The sequence below is a fragment of the Labilibaculum manganireducens genome (assembly GCF_963665805.2).
In the GTDB taxonomy this organism is placed as follows: domain Bacteria; phylum Bacteroidota; class Bacteroidia; order Bacteroidales; family Marinifilaceae; genus Labilibaculum; species Labilibaculum manganireducens.
In genome coordinates this window covers 3,618,686-3,633,069 of sequence record NZ_CAXXEE010000003.1, presented here as the reverse complement: position 1 = coordinate 3,633,069, position 14,384 = coordinate 3,618,686, and the positions used below count along the sequence as shown (strand labels likewise).

The window sequence follows — 14,384 nt, the reverse complement described above, 5'->3', positions numbered from 1 at the left end:
CAACGTCTTATCTAAATATACAGAGGCTTATTTTGTTGAAAATCAATGATTTGTATTATTGTCATGTACTAAGCTTTTTTTTATTCTTTTAACAGGTCTGGGCGCAATCGCCTTGTCCTTTCGTAGGCTTGTTCTTCCTGCCATTTTTCAATTTTCTTGTGGTCTCCCGATATCAGTATATCCGGTACCTTCCATCCTCTGAATTCTGCAGGTCGAGTGTAGAGAGGCGGAGAAAGCAGATTGTCCTGAAATGAATCCGTGAGAGCAGAAGTTTCATCGCCCATAGCACCAGGTATAAGCCGGATTACGCTGTCTGCTATAATGGCTGCTGCTAATTCTCCTCCGGTTAAAACAAAATCGCCAATCGAAATTTCTTTAGTGATAAAATGATCACGAATTCGCTGGTCAATTCCTTTATAATGCCCGCAAAGGATCATGATGTTTTCTTTTATCGATAAGGTGTTTGCTGTTTTTTGATCGTAAAGATCACCATCGGGTGTGGTGAAAATGATTTCGTCATAGGTTCTCTGAGCAGTTAAAAACTCAATTGCTTTAACGATTGGCTCTAGTCTCATAACCATTCCCGCTCCACCGCTAAATGCGTAATCATCAACCTTTTTGTGCTTATCTTCAGAGTAGTCTCGAATGTTGTGGATATGGATCTCGGCAATGCCATTATCCTTTGCTCTCTGAATTATGGAGTGATTAAGTGGGCTTTCCAGCAGCTCTGGAACAACGGTAAGTATATCGATTCTCATTTTTTAAATTTTGTGTAAAAGTATGCAACCCAAGCTTGGCTTGCAAGAGAAATTGAAAGACGATCCATGTAATTCTAAAAACAGGACAAGATGTCATTGTGTTTTATGAATAAACAGACATGTTGTCGTAAGTTTTAGGGGCTTTTCTGTCATTAATCAGTAAAAATACCTGTTGGTATAAACTTTGGAAATAACAGGATGAAAATGAAAATTATTTTTGGATTCCGGAGCCCCAAAAAGATAGTATTAACTTATAAAAGGTAAACGTTATGACAATTTTAAGATACTCAAAAGGAACAAACGATTTTTTAACAAATCAAATAATGGATCAATTGTTTAGAGAAACAAATGGCAGTTTGCAAAATTCAGCACAAAGAGTTGCTTCTTTGAGTCCACGTACAAATGTTGTTGATGAAAAGGAAAAATTTGTGATTGAAATGCTTATCCCGGGCTTTTCAAAAAAAGATGTGGCTATAAAGGTTGAAGATGGTTTTTTAAAAATTACCGGAGAGAAAGAGGAAGATGCAGATAGAACATACTTAAGAAAGGAATTTGGTGCAACTAAGTTGGAGCGGGCCTTCAAGCTTTCGGAAGGAATAGATCAGGAAAGTATTTCTGCAGAAGTTCGGGATGGAATTCTGTTTGTTAGTCTTCCAAAAGTTAAGGAGGAAGAGCCTAAAGTTAAAGAGATTACAATTCAGTAATTAAAAAATCAGATAGTTGTTTAGGCTTTTGTAAGGTGTGAAAATGCTAAGTAGGAAGCCGTAATCTGTTGTGTGAATTGTTTATTTTACAAATAAAACAAAAATGTTAGATTCGTTAATTTGTTAGTTTTAGTTAAGAGGTTCGTGTAGTGCATGAGCCTCTTTGTTTTTATAAGGAAAAGAAAAATATTGAAAATCTTTGAGGATTAACACTTAATTAGTTAAATTCGTAAGGAATGAACCTAAAATTCCTTTGATAATTGTATTGTTAACAAGGCACTTAAATTATTGAGTTGCTACTCTAATGCAAACTACATGAAAGCAAAAGATCTATCGAACCTCTCACATGAGAATGAAGCGAATGAAAATTTAGAAACATCTGAAGCAGGTGGTGATTCTCATGAGAATGAATCTGTTGAAGAAAAAACTTCAGATGATCAGCCTGTAATGAAGGAGACTCCTGAAGATAAAAAGGAATCTTCCGAAATAATAAATGAGGAAATGGAATCAGAAGGGGAGGTTCCCGAAATGGAAGTTAAAGAAGACGAAGATGTTTCTGTGGCTGAAGTTGCGGAGGAAAAATCTGTTGGTAATTCAGAAGATCAGAAAGAGGTGGTAGAAGTGCAGGCAGAGCCCGATTATACAATAATGGAAAAAAGTGAGTTGGTTGACCGCTTAACTCTTTTGCTGGAGCATAAACCTGCGAAAGGTTTAAAGGGCAAACTGGATGCAATAAAACACAATTTTTATAAAAAGCACAATGAAGAGCTTGCCGAAGCCAAAAAGAAATTTTTGGAGGGCGGGGGAAAAGAGGAGGAATTTGATTTCGGAAAAGATGAATTAGAGCTGAAAATGAAGGAACTGCTTCATGATTATAGAGGGAGCCGGATCGTTCAGACCCGAAATTTGGAAGAGGAAAAAGAGACTAACTTACAGATTAAGTATCAGATTATTGAGGATATAAAAGATCTGGTAAATAGAAAAGAAGCTTTCGATAAAACTTTTCAGGAATTTAGAGATTTGCAGAAAAAATGGCACGATACCGGTATGGTTCCGCAGGCTGCTCTTAAAGATTTGTGGGATAATTATCATCATCATGTTGAGAATTTTTACGATTATATAAAAATTAATAAAGAGCTGCGCGATCTCGATTTAAAAAAGAACTTGGAGGCTAAAGTTCGCTTGTGCGAGGAGACTGAAAAATTATTGGAAGACCCTTCGGTAGTGAAGGCTTTTAATACTTTGCAAAAATATCACGAACAGTGGAGAGAAATTGGACCGGTTCCCCGTGAACAAAAAGAAGAGATTTGGGAACGATTTAAGGAGGCCACAACAATAATTAACCGAAATCATCAGGAATTTTACGAGGGTTTAAAATCAGAACAAAAAACGAATCTTGAGAAAAAAGAGGTTCTGTGTGATAAAGTGGAATTAATAGCCAATGCTAACATTGAATCTCATAAAGATTGGAATGCGAGCTCTAAGGAAATTTTAGATCTTCAAAAAGAGTGGCGGACAATTGGTTTTGCACCTAAAAAAGACAACAATAAAATTTATCAGCGTTTCAGAACTGCCTGCGATCTGTACTTTGATAAAAAGCGTAAGTTTTATTTGAAGCTGAAGGATAAGCTTGGTGATAATTTGGAGAAGAAAACAGAATTGTGCGAGTTTGCAGAGGGTCTGCAGGACAGTACAGATTGGAAGGAAACAACAGACAAATTAATCGCTATTCAAAAAGAATGGAAAAAGATAGGGCCTGTACCTCGTAAGGTTTCAGAGGAATTGTGGGTTCGGTTCAGAGCTGCATGTGATAAGTTTTTTAGCAGTAAATCGAAACATTTTGATCATGTAGATACTGATCATGCTGAAAATTTGAAACTTAAAGAGGAAGTGATTGATAAGATTCGAAATTTTCAATTTAGCGGTGATGATGAGGAAAATTTAGCCGTTCTTCGTGAATTTCAGAAAGAATGGACACAAATAGGACACGTTCCTTTTAAGAAGAAAGATAAAATACAGGAGGATTTTAGAAGAGCATTAAACGCTGTTTATGACAAGATGGATCTGGAAACAGAGGATAAGGAAGTTCAGAAATTTCAATCAAAAATTGATAATTTCCTAAGCATGAATCATTCTGAAGACAAAATTATTGGCGAGAGAAATAAAATTGTTGGTAAAATTAAGCAGCTGGAAACTGATATAGGCTTATGGGAAAATAACATTGGATTCTTTTCTGCCTCAAAAACATCAGATTTTATAGTTCAGGAAATTGAAGAGAAAATCGAAAAAGGAAAACAGAGTTTGAAACTTCTTCAGGAAAAATTGAAAGTTATTGATGGGTTGGTTTCATAGAATAAATTGATCGGAATAAATATCATCCTCCATTTTTATAGTGGAGGATTTTTTGATTGAATACAAAAGCTTTGAAGGCTCTAACTATCAGATGTATTTCAGTTTAATTTAGGGGAGAGCAAAACGTTTGTATTTTCTTATTTTCTATCTGGAAAATATCTGAAAAGCAGGATTCCCTAAATTTGATCTTGTGAAATAGGAAAATAGTTTCCTAAAAATGCATAAATTAACTACTTTTGCACCTTTAATAATTCATAAAACGTTCAGCAAGTGTCAACAACCAAATACATCTTCGTTACAGGTGGGGTAACCTCCTCATTAGGAAAAGGAATAATAGCATCATCATTGGCTAAATTATTACAAGCCAGAGGTTATTCTGTTACCAATCAGAAACTGGATCCTTACTTAAATGTAGACCCGGGTACTTTAAATCCTTACGAGCATGGTGAGTGTTTCGTAACCGATGATGGGGCTGAAACCGATTTGGATTTGGGACATTACGAACGTTTTACCAACATTCCTACTTCTCAGGCTAATAATGTTACAACAGGTAGAATTTACCGTAATGTTATTAATAAGGAAAGAAAAGGAGATTTTTTGGGGAAAACAGTTCAAATCATTCCTCATATTACCGATGAAATTAAGAGAAACATCAAAATGCTTGGTTCCAAGCATAAATTTGATGTAGTAATTACTGAAATTGGTGGTACTGTTGGAGATATTGAATCTTTACCATACATCGAAGCTGTTCGTCAGTTAAAGTGGGAGTTGGGACGCGATGCTATTGTAATTCACCTTACGTTGGTGCCGTATCTTGCTGCTTCGGGCGAACTAAAGACCAAACCTACTCAGCATTCTGTAAAATCATTGTTGGAAACAGGAGTGCAGCCGGAAGTTTTGGTGTTACGTACCGAGCACGAATTGCCTAATGATGTTCGCAGAAAGGTAGCATTGTTTTGTAATGTTGAACCAAATGCAGTTATTCAGTCGATTGATGTAAAAACAATTTACGAGGTTCCTTTAAAAATGAGAGAGGAAAAACTCGATGTAATTGTTTGTGAAAAGCTAGGTTTGGATTTAAAAAAGGAGCCTAAATTAATTGAATGGACTAAGTTTTTGAATCGGTTACAGAACCCAAAATCAGAAGTTAAAATTGGTTTGGTAGGAAAATACGTTGAATTACATGATGCTTATAAATCAATTGCCGAGTCGTTTTTACATGCGGGTTCGGTAAACGAATGCAAAGTAAATATTCAGTGGATTCATTCCGAAAAGCTGACTGATAAAAATTATCAGGAAGAATTGAAAGACCTTAAAGGAATTTTAGTTGCTCCGGGTTTTGGTCACAGAGGTATTGAAGGAAAAATTCTTGCCACTAAATATGCCCGCGAGAATAATATTCCTTTCCTTGGAATTTGTTTAGGCATGCAGGTTTCGGTAATTGAATTTGCCCGTAACGTATTAAAGTTGGAAGATGCCGATTCTTTAGAGATGAATCCTAAATCTCCATATCCGGTAATCGACCTTATGGAAGAACAGAAAAACGTAACTGAAAAAGGCGGAACTATGCGTTTGGGAGCTTACGATTGTATTTTGAAAGATGGTTCGAAAGCATTAAAAGCATACGGACAAAAGGAAATATCAGAACGTCACCGCCACCGTTACGAATTTAACAATGAGTATTTAGAGCAATACGAAGCAGCTGGAATGAAAGCGACTGGAATGAATCCTGATACAGGCTTAGTTGAAGTAGTTGAGTTGGAAGGACACAAATGGTTCGTTGGGGTACAATTTCACCCCGAATACAAGAGTACTGTTATTAAGCCACATCCTTTATTTGTAGAGTTTGTGAAAGTGGCAATGGAGTAAAATAAGAGCGCCGCGAGTCTCTAATGCATTTAAAGACCTCGCAGGAGGAGTTTTAAGCTGTAGATGTACTCGTTACTTTTAAGAACATAAGATTTAAAAAATATAAAATGGATAGAAATTCGATTTTTGGCTTGTTGATCATCGGAGCGATTTTGATTGGGTATACGTACCTGACAAAGCCATCTGAAGAGGAAATCAAGGCCATAAACACCAGAGACTCAATTGCGCGGGTTGATCGCCTGCACAATGAAGAGGTCGAAGCTGCCAGACTGGAAGGCTTAAAGGCTCAATATGCTGAAGTAAAAGAGGATACTGTTGCAATGAAAGAATCCTATGGTGCTTTTGCTGGTGCGGTAAATCAGCAGGAAGAATTCATTACTCTTGAGAATAAATTTGTTAAGATAAACCTGAGTACCAAAGGGGGGCGAATTAGTAATGTTCAGTTGAAGAAATTTCAAACCCACGATTCTCTGCCTTTGCTTTTATGGGCAGAAAAGAACAGTAAGTTTGGATTAACATTCTATTCCGAAAACAAGCCGATGAACACTCAGGACTTGTTTTTTGTTGAAGCGAATGGTGCTGATGCGGTAGATGCAACAAGCTCTGAAAAAGGGGTTAGTATGCGATTGATGGTTGGAGATGATAAGTATATTGAGTATAAATATACTTTGGCTCCCGATTCTTATATGGTCGATTTTACTGTGAACTTGGTAGGAATGCAGGATGTGATTTCCCGTAATTCCAATTTCGTTACTTTCAATTGGCAGGAAGATATCCCAGGTCAGGAAAAGGGACGTAAGTTTGAGAATCAATACACCGCTTTGTATTACAAATTTTTCGAAGATGCTGTTGAAAGTTTATCGGCCGCCGGAGAAAAAGAAGAAGATTTAGCGACAAAAGTAAAGTGGATTGGATTTAAACAACAATTTTTCTCTTCTGTTTTAATTGCTGATGAGGCGTTTAAGGGAGTAAAGCTGAAATCGTCTACTATGGATGAAACTTCCAGGGTTCTGAAGAATTTCTCAGCAGAAATTTCTCTTCCTTATCAGGGAAACAAAATTGAAACTTATCCAATGCAATTTTATTTTGGGCCTAATAAGTTCAAAACGTTGCGAAAGTATGGTAAGGATATTCAATTGGAATCCATGGTAAATTTAGGATGGGGAATTTTTGGATGGATCAATCGCTACTTCGTGATTGAAATCTTTAATTTCCTGGAAAGATTTATTAGTAACTACGGAATCATTATTCTGATTTTAACCATCATTATTAAGTTGCTTTTGGCACCACTGACCTACAAGTCGTACATGTCGACAGCAAAAATGAAGGTGTTGAAACCTCAGATAGATGCTATTAATGAGAAAATCCCAAAAGACAAAGCAATGGAACGCCAGCAGGCAACTATGGCTCTGTATAAAAAAGCAGGAGTAAACCCAATGGGTGGATGTTTGCCAATGTTGGTACAGTTTCCATTCCTGATTGCCTTGTTTCGCTTCTTTCCTGCATCATTCGAATTGCGTCAGCAAAGTTTCCTATGGGCAAAAGATTTATCATCATACGATTCAATCATGACACTACCTTGGAATATTCCATGGTATGGCGATCACGTAAGTTTGTTTTGCTTGTTGATGGCAGGTACCAACTTGGTGTACACGAGTATGAATGGACAAATGCAATCATCGCAGCAAATGCCAGGTATGAAATACATGATGTATTTAATGCCGGTAATGTTCTTAGGATGGTTTAATAACTATGCATCAGGTCTTTCTTACTACTACTTTATTGCAACTTTATTTACTGTTCTTCAAACCATAGCCATTCGTAAATTTATGGTTGATGACGATAAGGTATTGGCAATGTTGGAAGCAAATAAGAAAAAGCCGGTTAAGAAATCGAAATTCCAACAACGTTTGGAAGAAGCCGCTAAGCAAAGAGGCAAAAAATAAGATCCTATTACATTGATATATAGAAAGAGCTCCAGTATTGGAGCTCTTTTTTTTGTTTTACAGTTCCCTCTCCTTCAGGAGAGGGCCAGTGAGAGGTTTTTTGATCTGGAATGTTTGGTGCGAAGTATTTTTCTGGTTTAACACCTCATCCCCCAACCCCTTCTCCTAAAGTAGAAGGGGGGCATTCCCCTGATTGTGTATGTGCAGTTCCCTCTCCTTCAGGAGAGGGCCAGGGAGAGGTTTTTTGATCTGGAAGGTTTGGTGCGAAGTATTTTTCTGGTTTAACACCTCATCCCCCAACCCCTTCTCCTAAAGTAGAAGGGGAGTATTCCCCTGATTGTGCATGTGCAGTTCCCTCTCCTTCAGGAGAGGGTTAGGGAGAGGTTTTTTGATCTGGAAGGTTTGGTACGAAGTATTTTTCTGGTTTGACACCTCATCCCCCAACCCCTTCTCCTAAAGTAGAAGGGGGGCATTCCCCTGATTGTGTATGTGCAGTTCCCTCTCCTTCAGGAGAGGGTCAGGGAGAGGTATTTGATCTGGAAGGTTTGGTGCGAAGTATTTTTCTGGTTTAACACCTCATCCCCCAACCCCTTCTCCTAAAGTAGAAAGGGGGCATTCCCCTGATTGTGTGCAGTTCCCTCTCCTTCAGGAGAGGGTTAGGGAGAGGTATTTGATTTGGAAGGTTTGGTGCGAAGTATTTTTCTGGTGCAAAACCTCATCCCCCAACCCCTTCTCCTAAAGTAGAAGGGGAGCATTCCTCTGATTGCGCATTTGCAGTTCCCTCTCCTTCAGGAGAGGGCCAGGGAGAGGTGTTTCGATCTGTACGGTTTGGTGCGAAGTATTTTTCTGGTTTAACACCTCATCCCCCAACCCCTTCTCCTAAAGTAGAAGGGGGGCATTCCCCTGATTGTGTATGTGCAGTTCCCTCTCCTTCAGGAGAGGGCTAGGGTGAGGTACTTTGTTTTGGAAGGCCAGGGAGAGGATTCTTGTGAAGCTATCTGAGAAATTAAAAAGAAATCTGCTTACAGAACACCTTTATTTGTGCCAAGACTTTATTCATTGAATTCATCACCTCTTCATTTGTAAAGCGAATAACTTTTACTCCTAAATATTCCAATTCCGCAGTTCTGCCTTCATCATATTCTTTGTTTTCTTCATAATCGTGAATATTGCCATCGAGCTCTATTACCAGTTTTATTTCATGACAATAAAAATCAGCAATGAAGATATTGATAGGATGTTGCCTTCTGAATTTTAAACCATTTAGTTTCCTATTTCTGATTTCCGTCCAGAGTAGTTTCTCAGATTCAGTCATGTTTCTTCTCAATTCTTTTGCCCGAGAATGAATTTCAGGGGAAGCGTCATAAAATAAGCACTCTTTGTAATCTACCATTTTATAAAATTTAGGATTGTGTAATTTAAAAATTATTGTTCATAATACCTCATCCCTCGGTTCATTCTCTTAATTGTGTGTTTACAGTTCCCTCTCCTTCAGGAGAGGGCCAGGGAGAGGTTTTTTGATCTGGAATGTTTGGTGCGAAGTATTTTTCTGGTGCAAAACCTCATCCCCCAACCCCTTCTCCTAAAGTAGAAGGGGAGCATTCCTCTGATTGCGCATTTGCAGTTCCCTCTCCTTCAGGAGAGGGTTAGTGAGAGGTTTTTTGATCTGGAATGTTTGGTGCGAAGTATTTTTTTGGTGCAAAACCTCATCCCCCAACCCCTTCTCCTAAAGTAGAAGGGGAGTATTCCTCTGATTGTGTATGTGCAGTCCCCTCTCCTTCAGGAGAGGGCTAGGGTGAGGTGTTTAGAAAAGATCAGTCTGAGGTTTTTATATGGGGAGAAGTTTTACAATTAGTAAAAAGTAGGGAGAGGTATTATTCAATAATAAACGATTGAACACAGGAAGTTTAAGTTGAATATAAAAAATACTTTAACAGAAGGTTATTTGTTTGTTGTGATTTTAAAATGTGTCAGGTTGCGGTACCCCAAGTAAATAGTGGCGATGTAGATTTGTTGAATATAAATCATTGAAAAATAAGCGTAGAATATGATTAGCTGATATCTGATGGATAATTCATTGTTTGCAGGCAAGCATCTCATTATTTGTGATGAAATGATTTTTTCTGTAAACAAATAGGGTAGTTGCTGTTGATTGTTATTTGTTTGTATCGTTAGATAGGATATTTGGTTGTTAAGAGTCGGTCATCTTCTTTTAAATGAGAATGAATAGGAAATTATTTTTTTTGGTTGCATTAAATATGATTAACTTAAGTATTGCTAAAAATGAATGATCTCATACTTATTTGGGCAATATCTTTAAAGCAAAAATAATTTGAATGAGAACCGGGATAAATGTTGCCTCCTGATTATTTGTGAAACACGAAACAAACTATATCTGTTAAAATCAAAAACAAACAAGAATGGAAACTAAATTTGAAGCTTTTGAAAGTATTGGACTTTGCTTTAGCGGTGGAGGATATCGGGCCACGTTTTTTTCATTAGGAGTAATATCTTATTTAAATAAAATAGAATTTAAGAAAAAGCCGCTCCTTAGCAATGTTGAGGCCATTAGTTCGGTTAGTGGCGGCACGTTGCTGGCAGTGGCTTATGCAAAAGCAGTGCAGGATTCCAATTTCAAATTCGATTCTTTTTACGATCGTTTTTATTCAACATTTACTCCCGGGGCAGACCGGCTGCTCGAAAATGCAATTTCAAAATTGGAGGATAATTCAGTCTGGAAGAACAGTTCGTACAAGAAAAGATCATTAATCAATGCCTTCGCCCTTGCCTATTCCGATCTTGATATATTCAAGGGGAAATTTGAGATGTTTAAAAATATGACCTCTTTAAATTTAAAGCATGTTTGTTTTAATGCTACTGATTTCTCTTTCGGATTGGCTTTCCGGTTTCAAAGTACCGGAAAGTTTGGAAACAATCCATTGAATTGCACTGAGATCAATAAAATAAACGGAAAAATTGACCTTGCAGACATTGTAGCCTCATCATCATGTTTTCCGATAGGTTTTGAACCATTACTATTTCCTGATGATTACTTTAAAGACAGGAATGATTTAGACTATAAAGCTTTAAAAAGGCTGGACAACTTTGCCAAAGGTGTTGGTATAATGGATGGAGGAATCGTCGATAATCAAGGAATTGGCAGCATGATGAACATCAACAAATCCATGGAAGGGAAACGCGGTAAAGCATTGGATTTAATTATTGTGAACGATGTGGGGAGTTATAAAATGGTTCCCTGGCTGGGCGATTCTTCTACCGGTTCTTCTCAGGTAACAGTTCGGAAAATGGTGCTGAAATTGCTAAACTACTTCCGGTTTCACTGGGCATATTGGGCAACTCTGTTGGCAGGCATTGTTTTGATGCTGATTAATTCTTTGGAATTAATTAAGGGGAGAGCCTGGCCATCCATTTATGTGCTGGGAGGAGTAGTAACAGGTATCGGTCTTTGTTTATCCTTAATCGGTGTTGCTGCAGGGTATTTAAAGAGTGATGTGCTGCGAAAAGTGAAGTCGGTATTCGAGAAGAATGTTCCGGAGGAGTTGTTGGACGAAGTAATGTCTTTTCAGAGACTGGATATTGATTTGGTGAAAAGAATGCTGATTGAAAGAGCCACATCGGGGGCTAAAATGGTAAGTGATGTTTTCCTGAAACAGATCAGACGCTTAAATTACAATTTGATTTACTCCAAAGAGGAATTGAAAAATAGAATCATCACATCTACTGTGTATAAGTTGAATGGCAAAGAAACATTGTACAAAAACAATTTCAAGCACAACATACAAATCACCCCGGCAGGAAAGCAGCTGAAGCAGGTTGCATTAATAGCCTCCGAAGCTCCAACATCATTGTGGTGGGATAAAGAGGATGTCTCTACCGATAGAATGGATTCACTCATAGCATGCGGTCAGTTTACCACTTGCTTCAACCTGATGAATTATATTTTGGAGCTGAAGGAGAATGATATCTCTTCGAAAGAAATAGATGACATGTACAAACTACTCGAAAAAGATTGGAGAAAATTTAATGAGAATCCATTGTTTATGGTCTAGCAATTTATCACCCGCTTAAATGGTTGATGCGATTTAATGAAAGTCAAAAAATCATGAAAAGTATCCGCCCGCAATTATCAAATTAAATAGTTTCAAAACAAACAAATCCAAATGATGAGAGTGAAAAATATAGGAGTACTGGCAGCATTGTTTCTGTTTACCGCCTGTGCCTCAATTCCAAAAGAGACAGTATTATTATCTAAAACCCTCGGCAGCGATCTGCAGATATTGCATCAATCGCACAACGATATTACCGATCTCTATTTCAAAAAAATTGAAAATGATATTAATTCTTTTGTTGATGATGTTTATGTTCCTTTTGTAATTCATTATGCATTAAAAAGTCAGTTACAGGATTACAAGGACGGAAAACCATGTTTGTACAGTGTAATTGAGCTGGCAGGAAAACAAGAAGGAGAAGAAGAAGCGAAAGCTGCAATTAATGATATGCAGGAATTTCTTGAAGCGGCTCAAAATCAGATATCCGGCAAAAGAAAGGAGTTGCTGCTGCCAATAAAACAGCAGCATTCCGAAATTACCAAATCAATCAATCAGTCGTACGAAAATGCCCTTACTGCCAATCGTACCATTACAGCTTACCTGCAGTCGTTGCGAAAATTAAAAGAAACACAGCAGGAAGCACTTTCAATGATCGGTTTACAAGGAGCAGACAGCCTGCTTACAAATTCGTTGGTAAAAGTTTCGGAACAGGTTGAGAAGGCTGTTGAAACAGGGAAAAAAATCGATGCACAAAGCGATGATGCCTACAAACAAATCCAGAAAATAACAAATCAAATAAAAGAGATAACCAATAAAAAACAAAGCAATGGCGAAAAATAAATATGATGATTTATTTGCTGAAGCTGATGCAGCTTTTACCGGCAAATACCAACAGGAATTAAATGAATTAAAAGGATTATCGAAAGAAGAAATTGATGCTCTTATCCCTAAAACCACCGATTCAAAAATATATTTGGATCTTATAAATGCGGTTGATCAAGCATCAAAAGACAATCTGTCACAAGCCCAATTAATCCATAATATTAAAGAATTGGGTGATGTAGCTGTTAAAATTGCAAAGAAAATACCACAGTTCGCTGCTTTACTGTAGCCTGTTAACAGGCTGATGAGTAACGGCTTTGCATCCCTATGGTGGTTCTGTTTGAATGGATTTCACCCTGTCCATCGTCCCGAATAATTTTGGGATTCCCTTAAAAAAGGGAGAACAGAACCAGGCCGTCGTTGCCAAGCCGAAGCATAAGGCAGCAGCAATCCCTTTCAAATTGTGTGAATCCCAGTTTTAATAATACCTTGTCAGTGATTTCACATCTTCACGATGGTTTTGCCTGCTCCGAAATTGTTTTTGTAATTCACCACCGTCAGAGCATTTAGGCACTCACGCGCTTTTAGGTGGCAGTTATAATAGCTCCCGTTCTTTTCCAAGACAATCAGAAGCGGCTCCAAGACAGAAGGTTCCTTCGCCAAGACAAGCAGAAGCTGCTCCAAGACAAGCAGAAGCTGCTCCAAGACACAGTGAGCTTTACTCCAAGACAAGATGCAGAAGCTCCAAGACACAGAGAAGGGCTTCCAAGACATACATCAGAACCTCCAAGACAGAAAATCAGATATTGCTTTTGGTTTGCAGGATGCAACCTCCCTGCGGACGTGCATAAAAAAGGGAACCTCCCGATTCCCTTCTGTAATTTTCATCATCCAATTCAACTGACAGTTTCTTCGGGGATGTCAGCGGCCGCATTTTCTTTGTTTTTTCGGTACTCCGATTTTTTGTTGCGAAGATATTTGCTGGTATAAAGCTGAGCATGATCTTCATCTTTTCGGAAAACAAATTTCCCGTAATCTTTCAATTCATCAGCATATCGTTTTACCAAAGTGTACGACTTGTCGCGTATCACTTTCTTCTCATCATCAACATAAAAAGAGCCATTCACTTCGGCCAGTATCGCACCCATTCGTTCCGATTCACTCAAGGCTTTGCTGCACTGCGTCATTTCATAACCAATTGCCGTTAAAAGTTCGGCATGATTATTACCCAGTCTGCCCAGTTTCGCCAGATCCATCACCGAATCAGAATTCGAATCGCCTTCATTAATTTCATCCAAAATCTGGATTAAATCGTTATGGTTTCGGAAGGCAAACCTCATGTTATCATATAAATCACGAATCAGATCGTGCATGGCCGGTGCATTTTCCTGCCATTTTTTTAGAGCTTCGGCTTTGCTTGTAGCTTCTGTTGCCCATATCGATAAAGCAACAGTTAAAGCGCCCGTTAAAATTTCCAGTTTTTCCAGTTTTTCGGACTGATAGCCAACAGAAATCAGTTGTGGCAGGTCTTGCTTTGCCACATGAATAATCGATTTAATTTCTGCGATATACATCCCAATGGGCATGCTGCAATGTTTAATCTCTTCATTTTTTACAGCAGCTTGTATTTCTTCCAGGCTGCTGTCGTAATTTTCTTGTTCCGACATGTTTTTTCGGTTTTAAGGTAAATAAAATAACAATTTTTGTACTGATGTTTTGTTTCGTTCGGTGCTAAAACCGAAGGGTTTTTTAATAAAACAGTTTTGAAAGTAGAAAATTTAAGTTAAACCAAAAAACGCTTTGCCAAAAAACATTGTAAATGTTATGATTTTAAAAAGTGTCAACTTGCGGCACCCTCAGTAA

General features: G+C 37.9%; 10 protein-coding genes. 7 read left to right on the top strand and 3 right to left on the bottom strand.

The genetic code is table 11. The features are described from left to right. Positions 1 to 80: 80 nt before the first annotated feature. Positions 81 to 758, bottom strand: a complete 678-nt coding sequence (gene trmD, locus ACHZAX_RS14050; RefSeq protein WP_101308950.1) for a tRNA (guanosine(37)-N1)-methyltransferase TrmD — start codon at positions 756 to 758, stop codon at positions 81 to 83. 269 nt (positions 759 to 1,027) lie between these two features. Between trmD and ACHZAX_RS14045 the strand changes: the two genes are divergently transcribed. The 4 genes from ACHZAX_RS14045 to yidC all read left to right on the top strand — a co-directional run bounded on the left by ACHZAX_RS14045 (position 1,028) and on the right by yidC (position 7,629). Continuing rightward, positions 1,028 to 1,462 carry an Hsp20/alpha crystallin family protein gene (locus tag ACHZAX_RS14045; protein WP_101308951.1) on the top strand — a complete coding sequence of 145 codons (435 nt, stop codon included), beginning with the start codon at positions 1,028 to 1,030 and terminating at the stop codon, positions 1,460 to 1,462. 315 nt (positions 1,463 to 1,777) lie between these two features. Then, the gene (locus tag ACHZAX_RS14040) at positions 1,778 to 3,814 is read left to right on the top strand and encodes a DUF349 domain-containing protein (RefSeq protein WP_320019575.1); all 2,037 of its coding nucleotides are present in this window, start codon (positions 1,778 to 1,780) and stop codon (positions 3,812 to 3,814) included. 270 nt (positions 3,815 to 4,084) lie between these two features. Next, positions 4,085 to 5,683 carry a CTP synthase gene (locus ACHZAX_RS14035; RefSeq protein WP_101308953.1) on the top strand — a complete coding sequence of 533 codons (1,599 nt, stop codon included), beginning with the start codon at positions 4,085 to 4,087 and terminating at the stop codon, positions 5,681 to 5,683. A gap of 107 nt (positions 5,684 to 5,790) precedes the next feature. Then, entirely contained in the window at positions 5,791 to 7,629 is a 1,839-nt protein-coding gene (gene yidC / locus ACHZAX_RS14030) for a membrane protein insertase YidC (RefSeq protein ID WP_320019574.1), read from the top strand. A 1,006-nt stretch (positions 7,630 to 8,635) separates the two neighbouring features. Here yidC and ACHZAX_RS14025 read toward each other — a convergent pair. Beyond that, positions 8,636 to 9,022: an endonuclease domain-containing protein gene (locus tag ACHZAX_RS14025; RefSeq protein ID WP_320019573.1), complete on the bottom strand. Its 387-nt coding sequence runs from the start codon at positions 9,020 to 9,022 to the stop codon at positions 8,636 to 8,638. Between the two features lie 1,027 nt (positions 9,023 to 10,049). On the opposite strand from ACHZAX_RS14025, the gene ACHZAX_RS14020 reads away from it, so the two are divergent. The 3 genes from ACHZAX_RS14020 to ACHZAX_RS14010 all read left to right on the top strand — a co-directional run bounded on the left by ACHZAX_RS14020 (position 10,050) and on the right by ACHZAX_RS14010 (position 12,810). Further along, the gene (locus tag ACHZAX_RS14020) at positions 10,050 to 11,699 is read left to right on the top strand and encodes a patatin-like phospholipase family protein (RefSeq protein WP_320019572.1); all 1,650 of its coding nucleotides are present in this window, start codon (positions 10,050 to 10,052) and stop codon (positions 11,697 to 11,699) included. A gap of 111 nt (positions 11,700 to 11,810) precedes the next feature. Beyond that, on the top strand, positions 11,811 to 12,539 hold the full coding sequence (locus ACHZAX_RS14015) for a hypothetical protein (protein ID WP_320019571.1): 729 nt from the start codon (positions 11,811 to 11,813) through the stop codon (positions 12,537 to 12,539). Beyond that, the gene (locus tag ACHZAX_RS14010; protein ID WP_320019570.1) at positions 12,526 to 12,810 is read left to right on the top strand and encodes a hypothetical protein; all 285 of its coding nucleotides are present in this window, start codon (positions 12,526 to 12,528) and stop codon (positions 12,808 to 12,810) included. The genes ACHZAX_RS14015 and ACHZAX_RS14010 overlap by 14 nt, the downstream gene beginning before the upstream one ends. 607 nt (positions 12,811 to 13,417) lie before the next feature. Here ACHZAX_RS14010 and ACHZAX_RS14005 read toward each other — a convergent pair. After that, positions 13,418 to 14,188: a hypothetical protein gene (locus tag ACHZAX_RS14005; RefSeq protein ID WP_320019569.1), complete on the bottom strand. Its 771-nt coding sequence runs from the start codon at positions 14,186 to 14,188 to the stop codon at positions 13,418 to 13,420. Between the last annotated feature and the right edge of the window lie 196 nt (positions 14,189 to 14,384).

Excerpts from the sequence above, each read along its gene's own strand:
- ACHZAX_RS14025 (WP_320019573.1), bottom strand. The coding sequence starts at position 9,022 with ATGGTAGATTACAAAGAGTGCTTATTTTATGACGCTTCCCCTGAAATT.
- yidC (WP_320019574.1), top strand. The coding sequence starts at position 5,791 with ATGGATAGAAATTCGATTTTTGGCTTGTTGATCATCGGAGCGATTTTG.
- trmD (WP_101308950.1), bottom strand. The coding sequence starts at position 758 with ATGAGAATCGATATACTTACCGTTGTTCCAGAGCTGCTGGAAAGCCCA.
- ACHZAX_RS14045 (WP_101308951.1), top strand. The coding sequence starts at position 1,028 with ATGACAATTTTAAGATACTCAAAAGGAACAAACGATTTTTTAACAAAT.
- ACHZAX_RS14005 (WP_320019569.1), bottom strand. The coding sequence starts at position 14,188 with ATGTCGGAACAAGAAAATTACGACAGCAGCCTGGAAGAAATACAAGCT.
- ACHZAX_RS14040 (WP_320019575.1), top strand. The coding sequence starts at position 1,778 with ATGAAAGCAAAAGATCTATCGAACCTCTCACATGAGAATGAAGCGAAT.
- ACHZAX_RS14015 (WP_320019571.1), top strand. The coding sequence starts at position 11,811 with ATGATGAGAGTGAAAAATATAGGAGTACTGGCAGCATTGTTTCTGTTT.
- ACHZAX_RS14020 (WP_320019572.1), top strand. The coding sequence starts at position 10,050 with ATGGAAACTAAATTTGAAGCTTTTGAAAGTATTGGACTTTGCTTTAGC.
- ACHZAX_RS14010 (WP_320019570.1), top strand. The coding sequence starts at position 12,526 with ATGGCGAAAAATAAATATGATGATTTATTTGCTGAAGCTGATGCAGCT.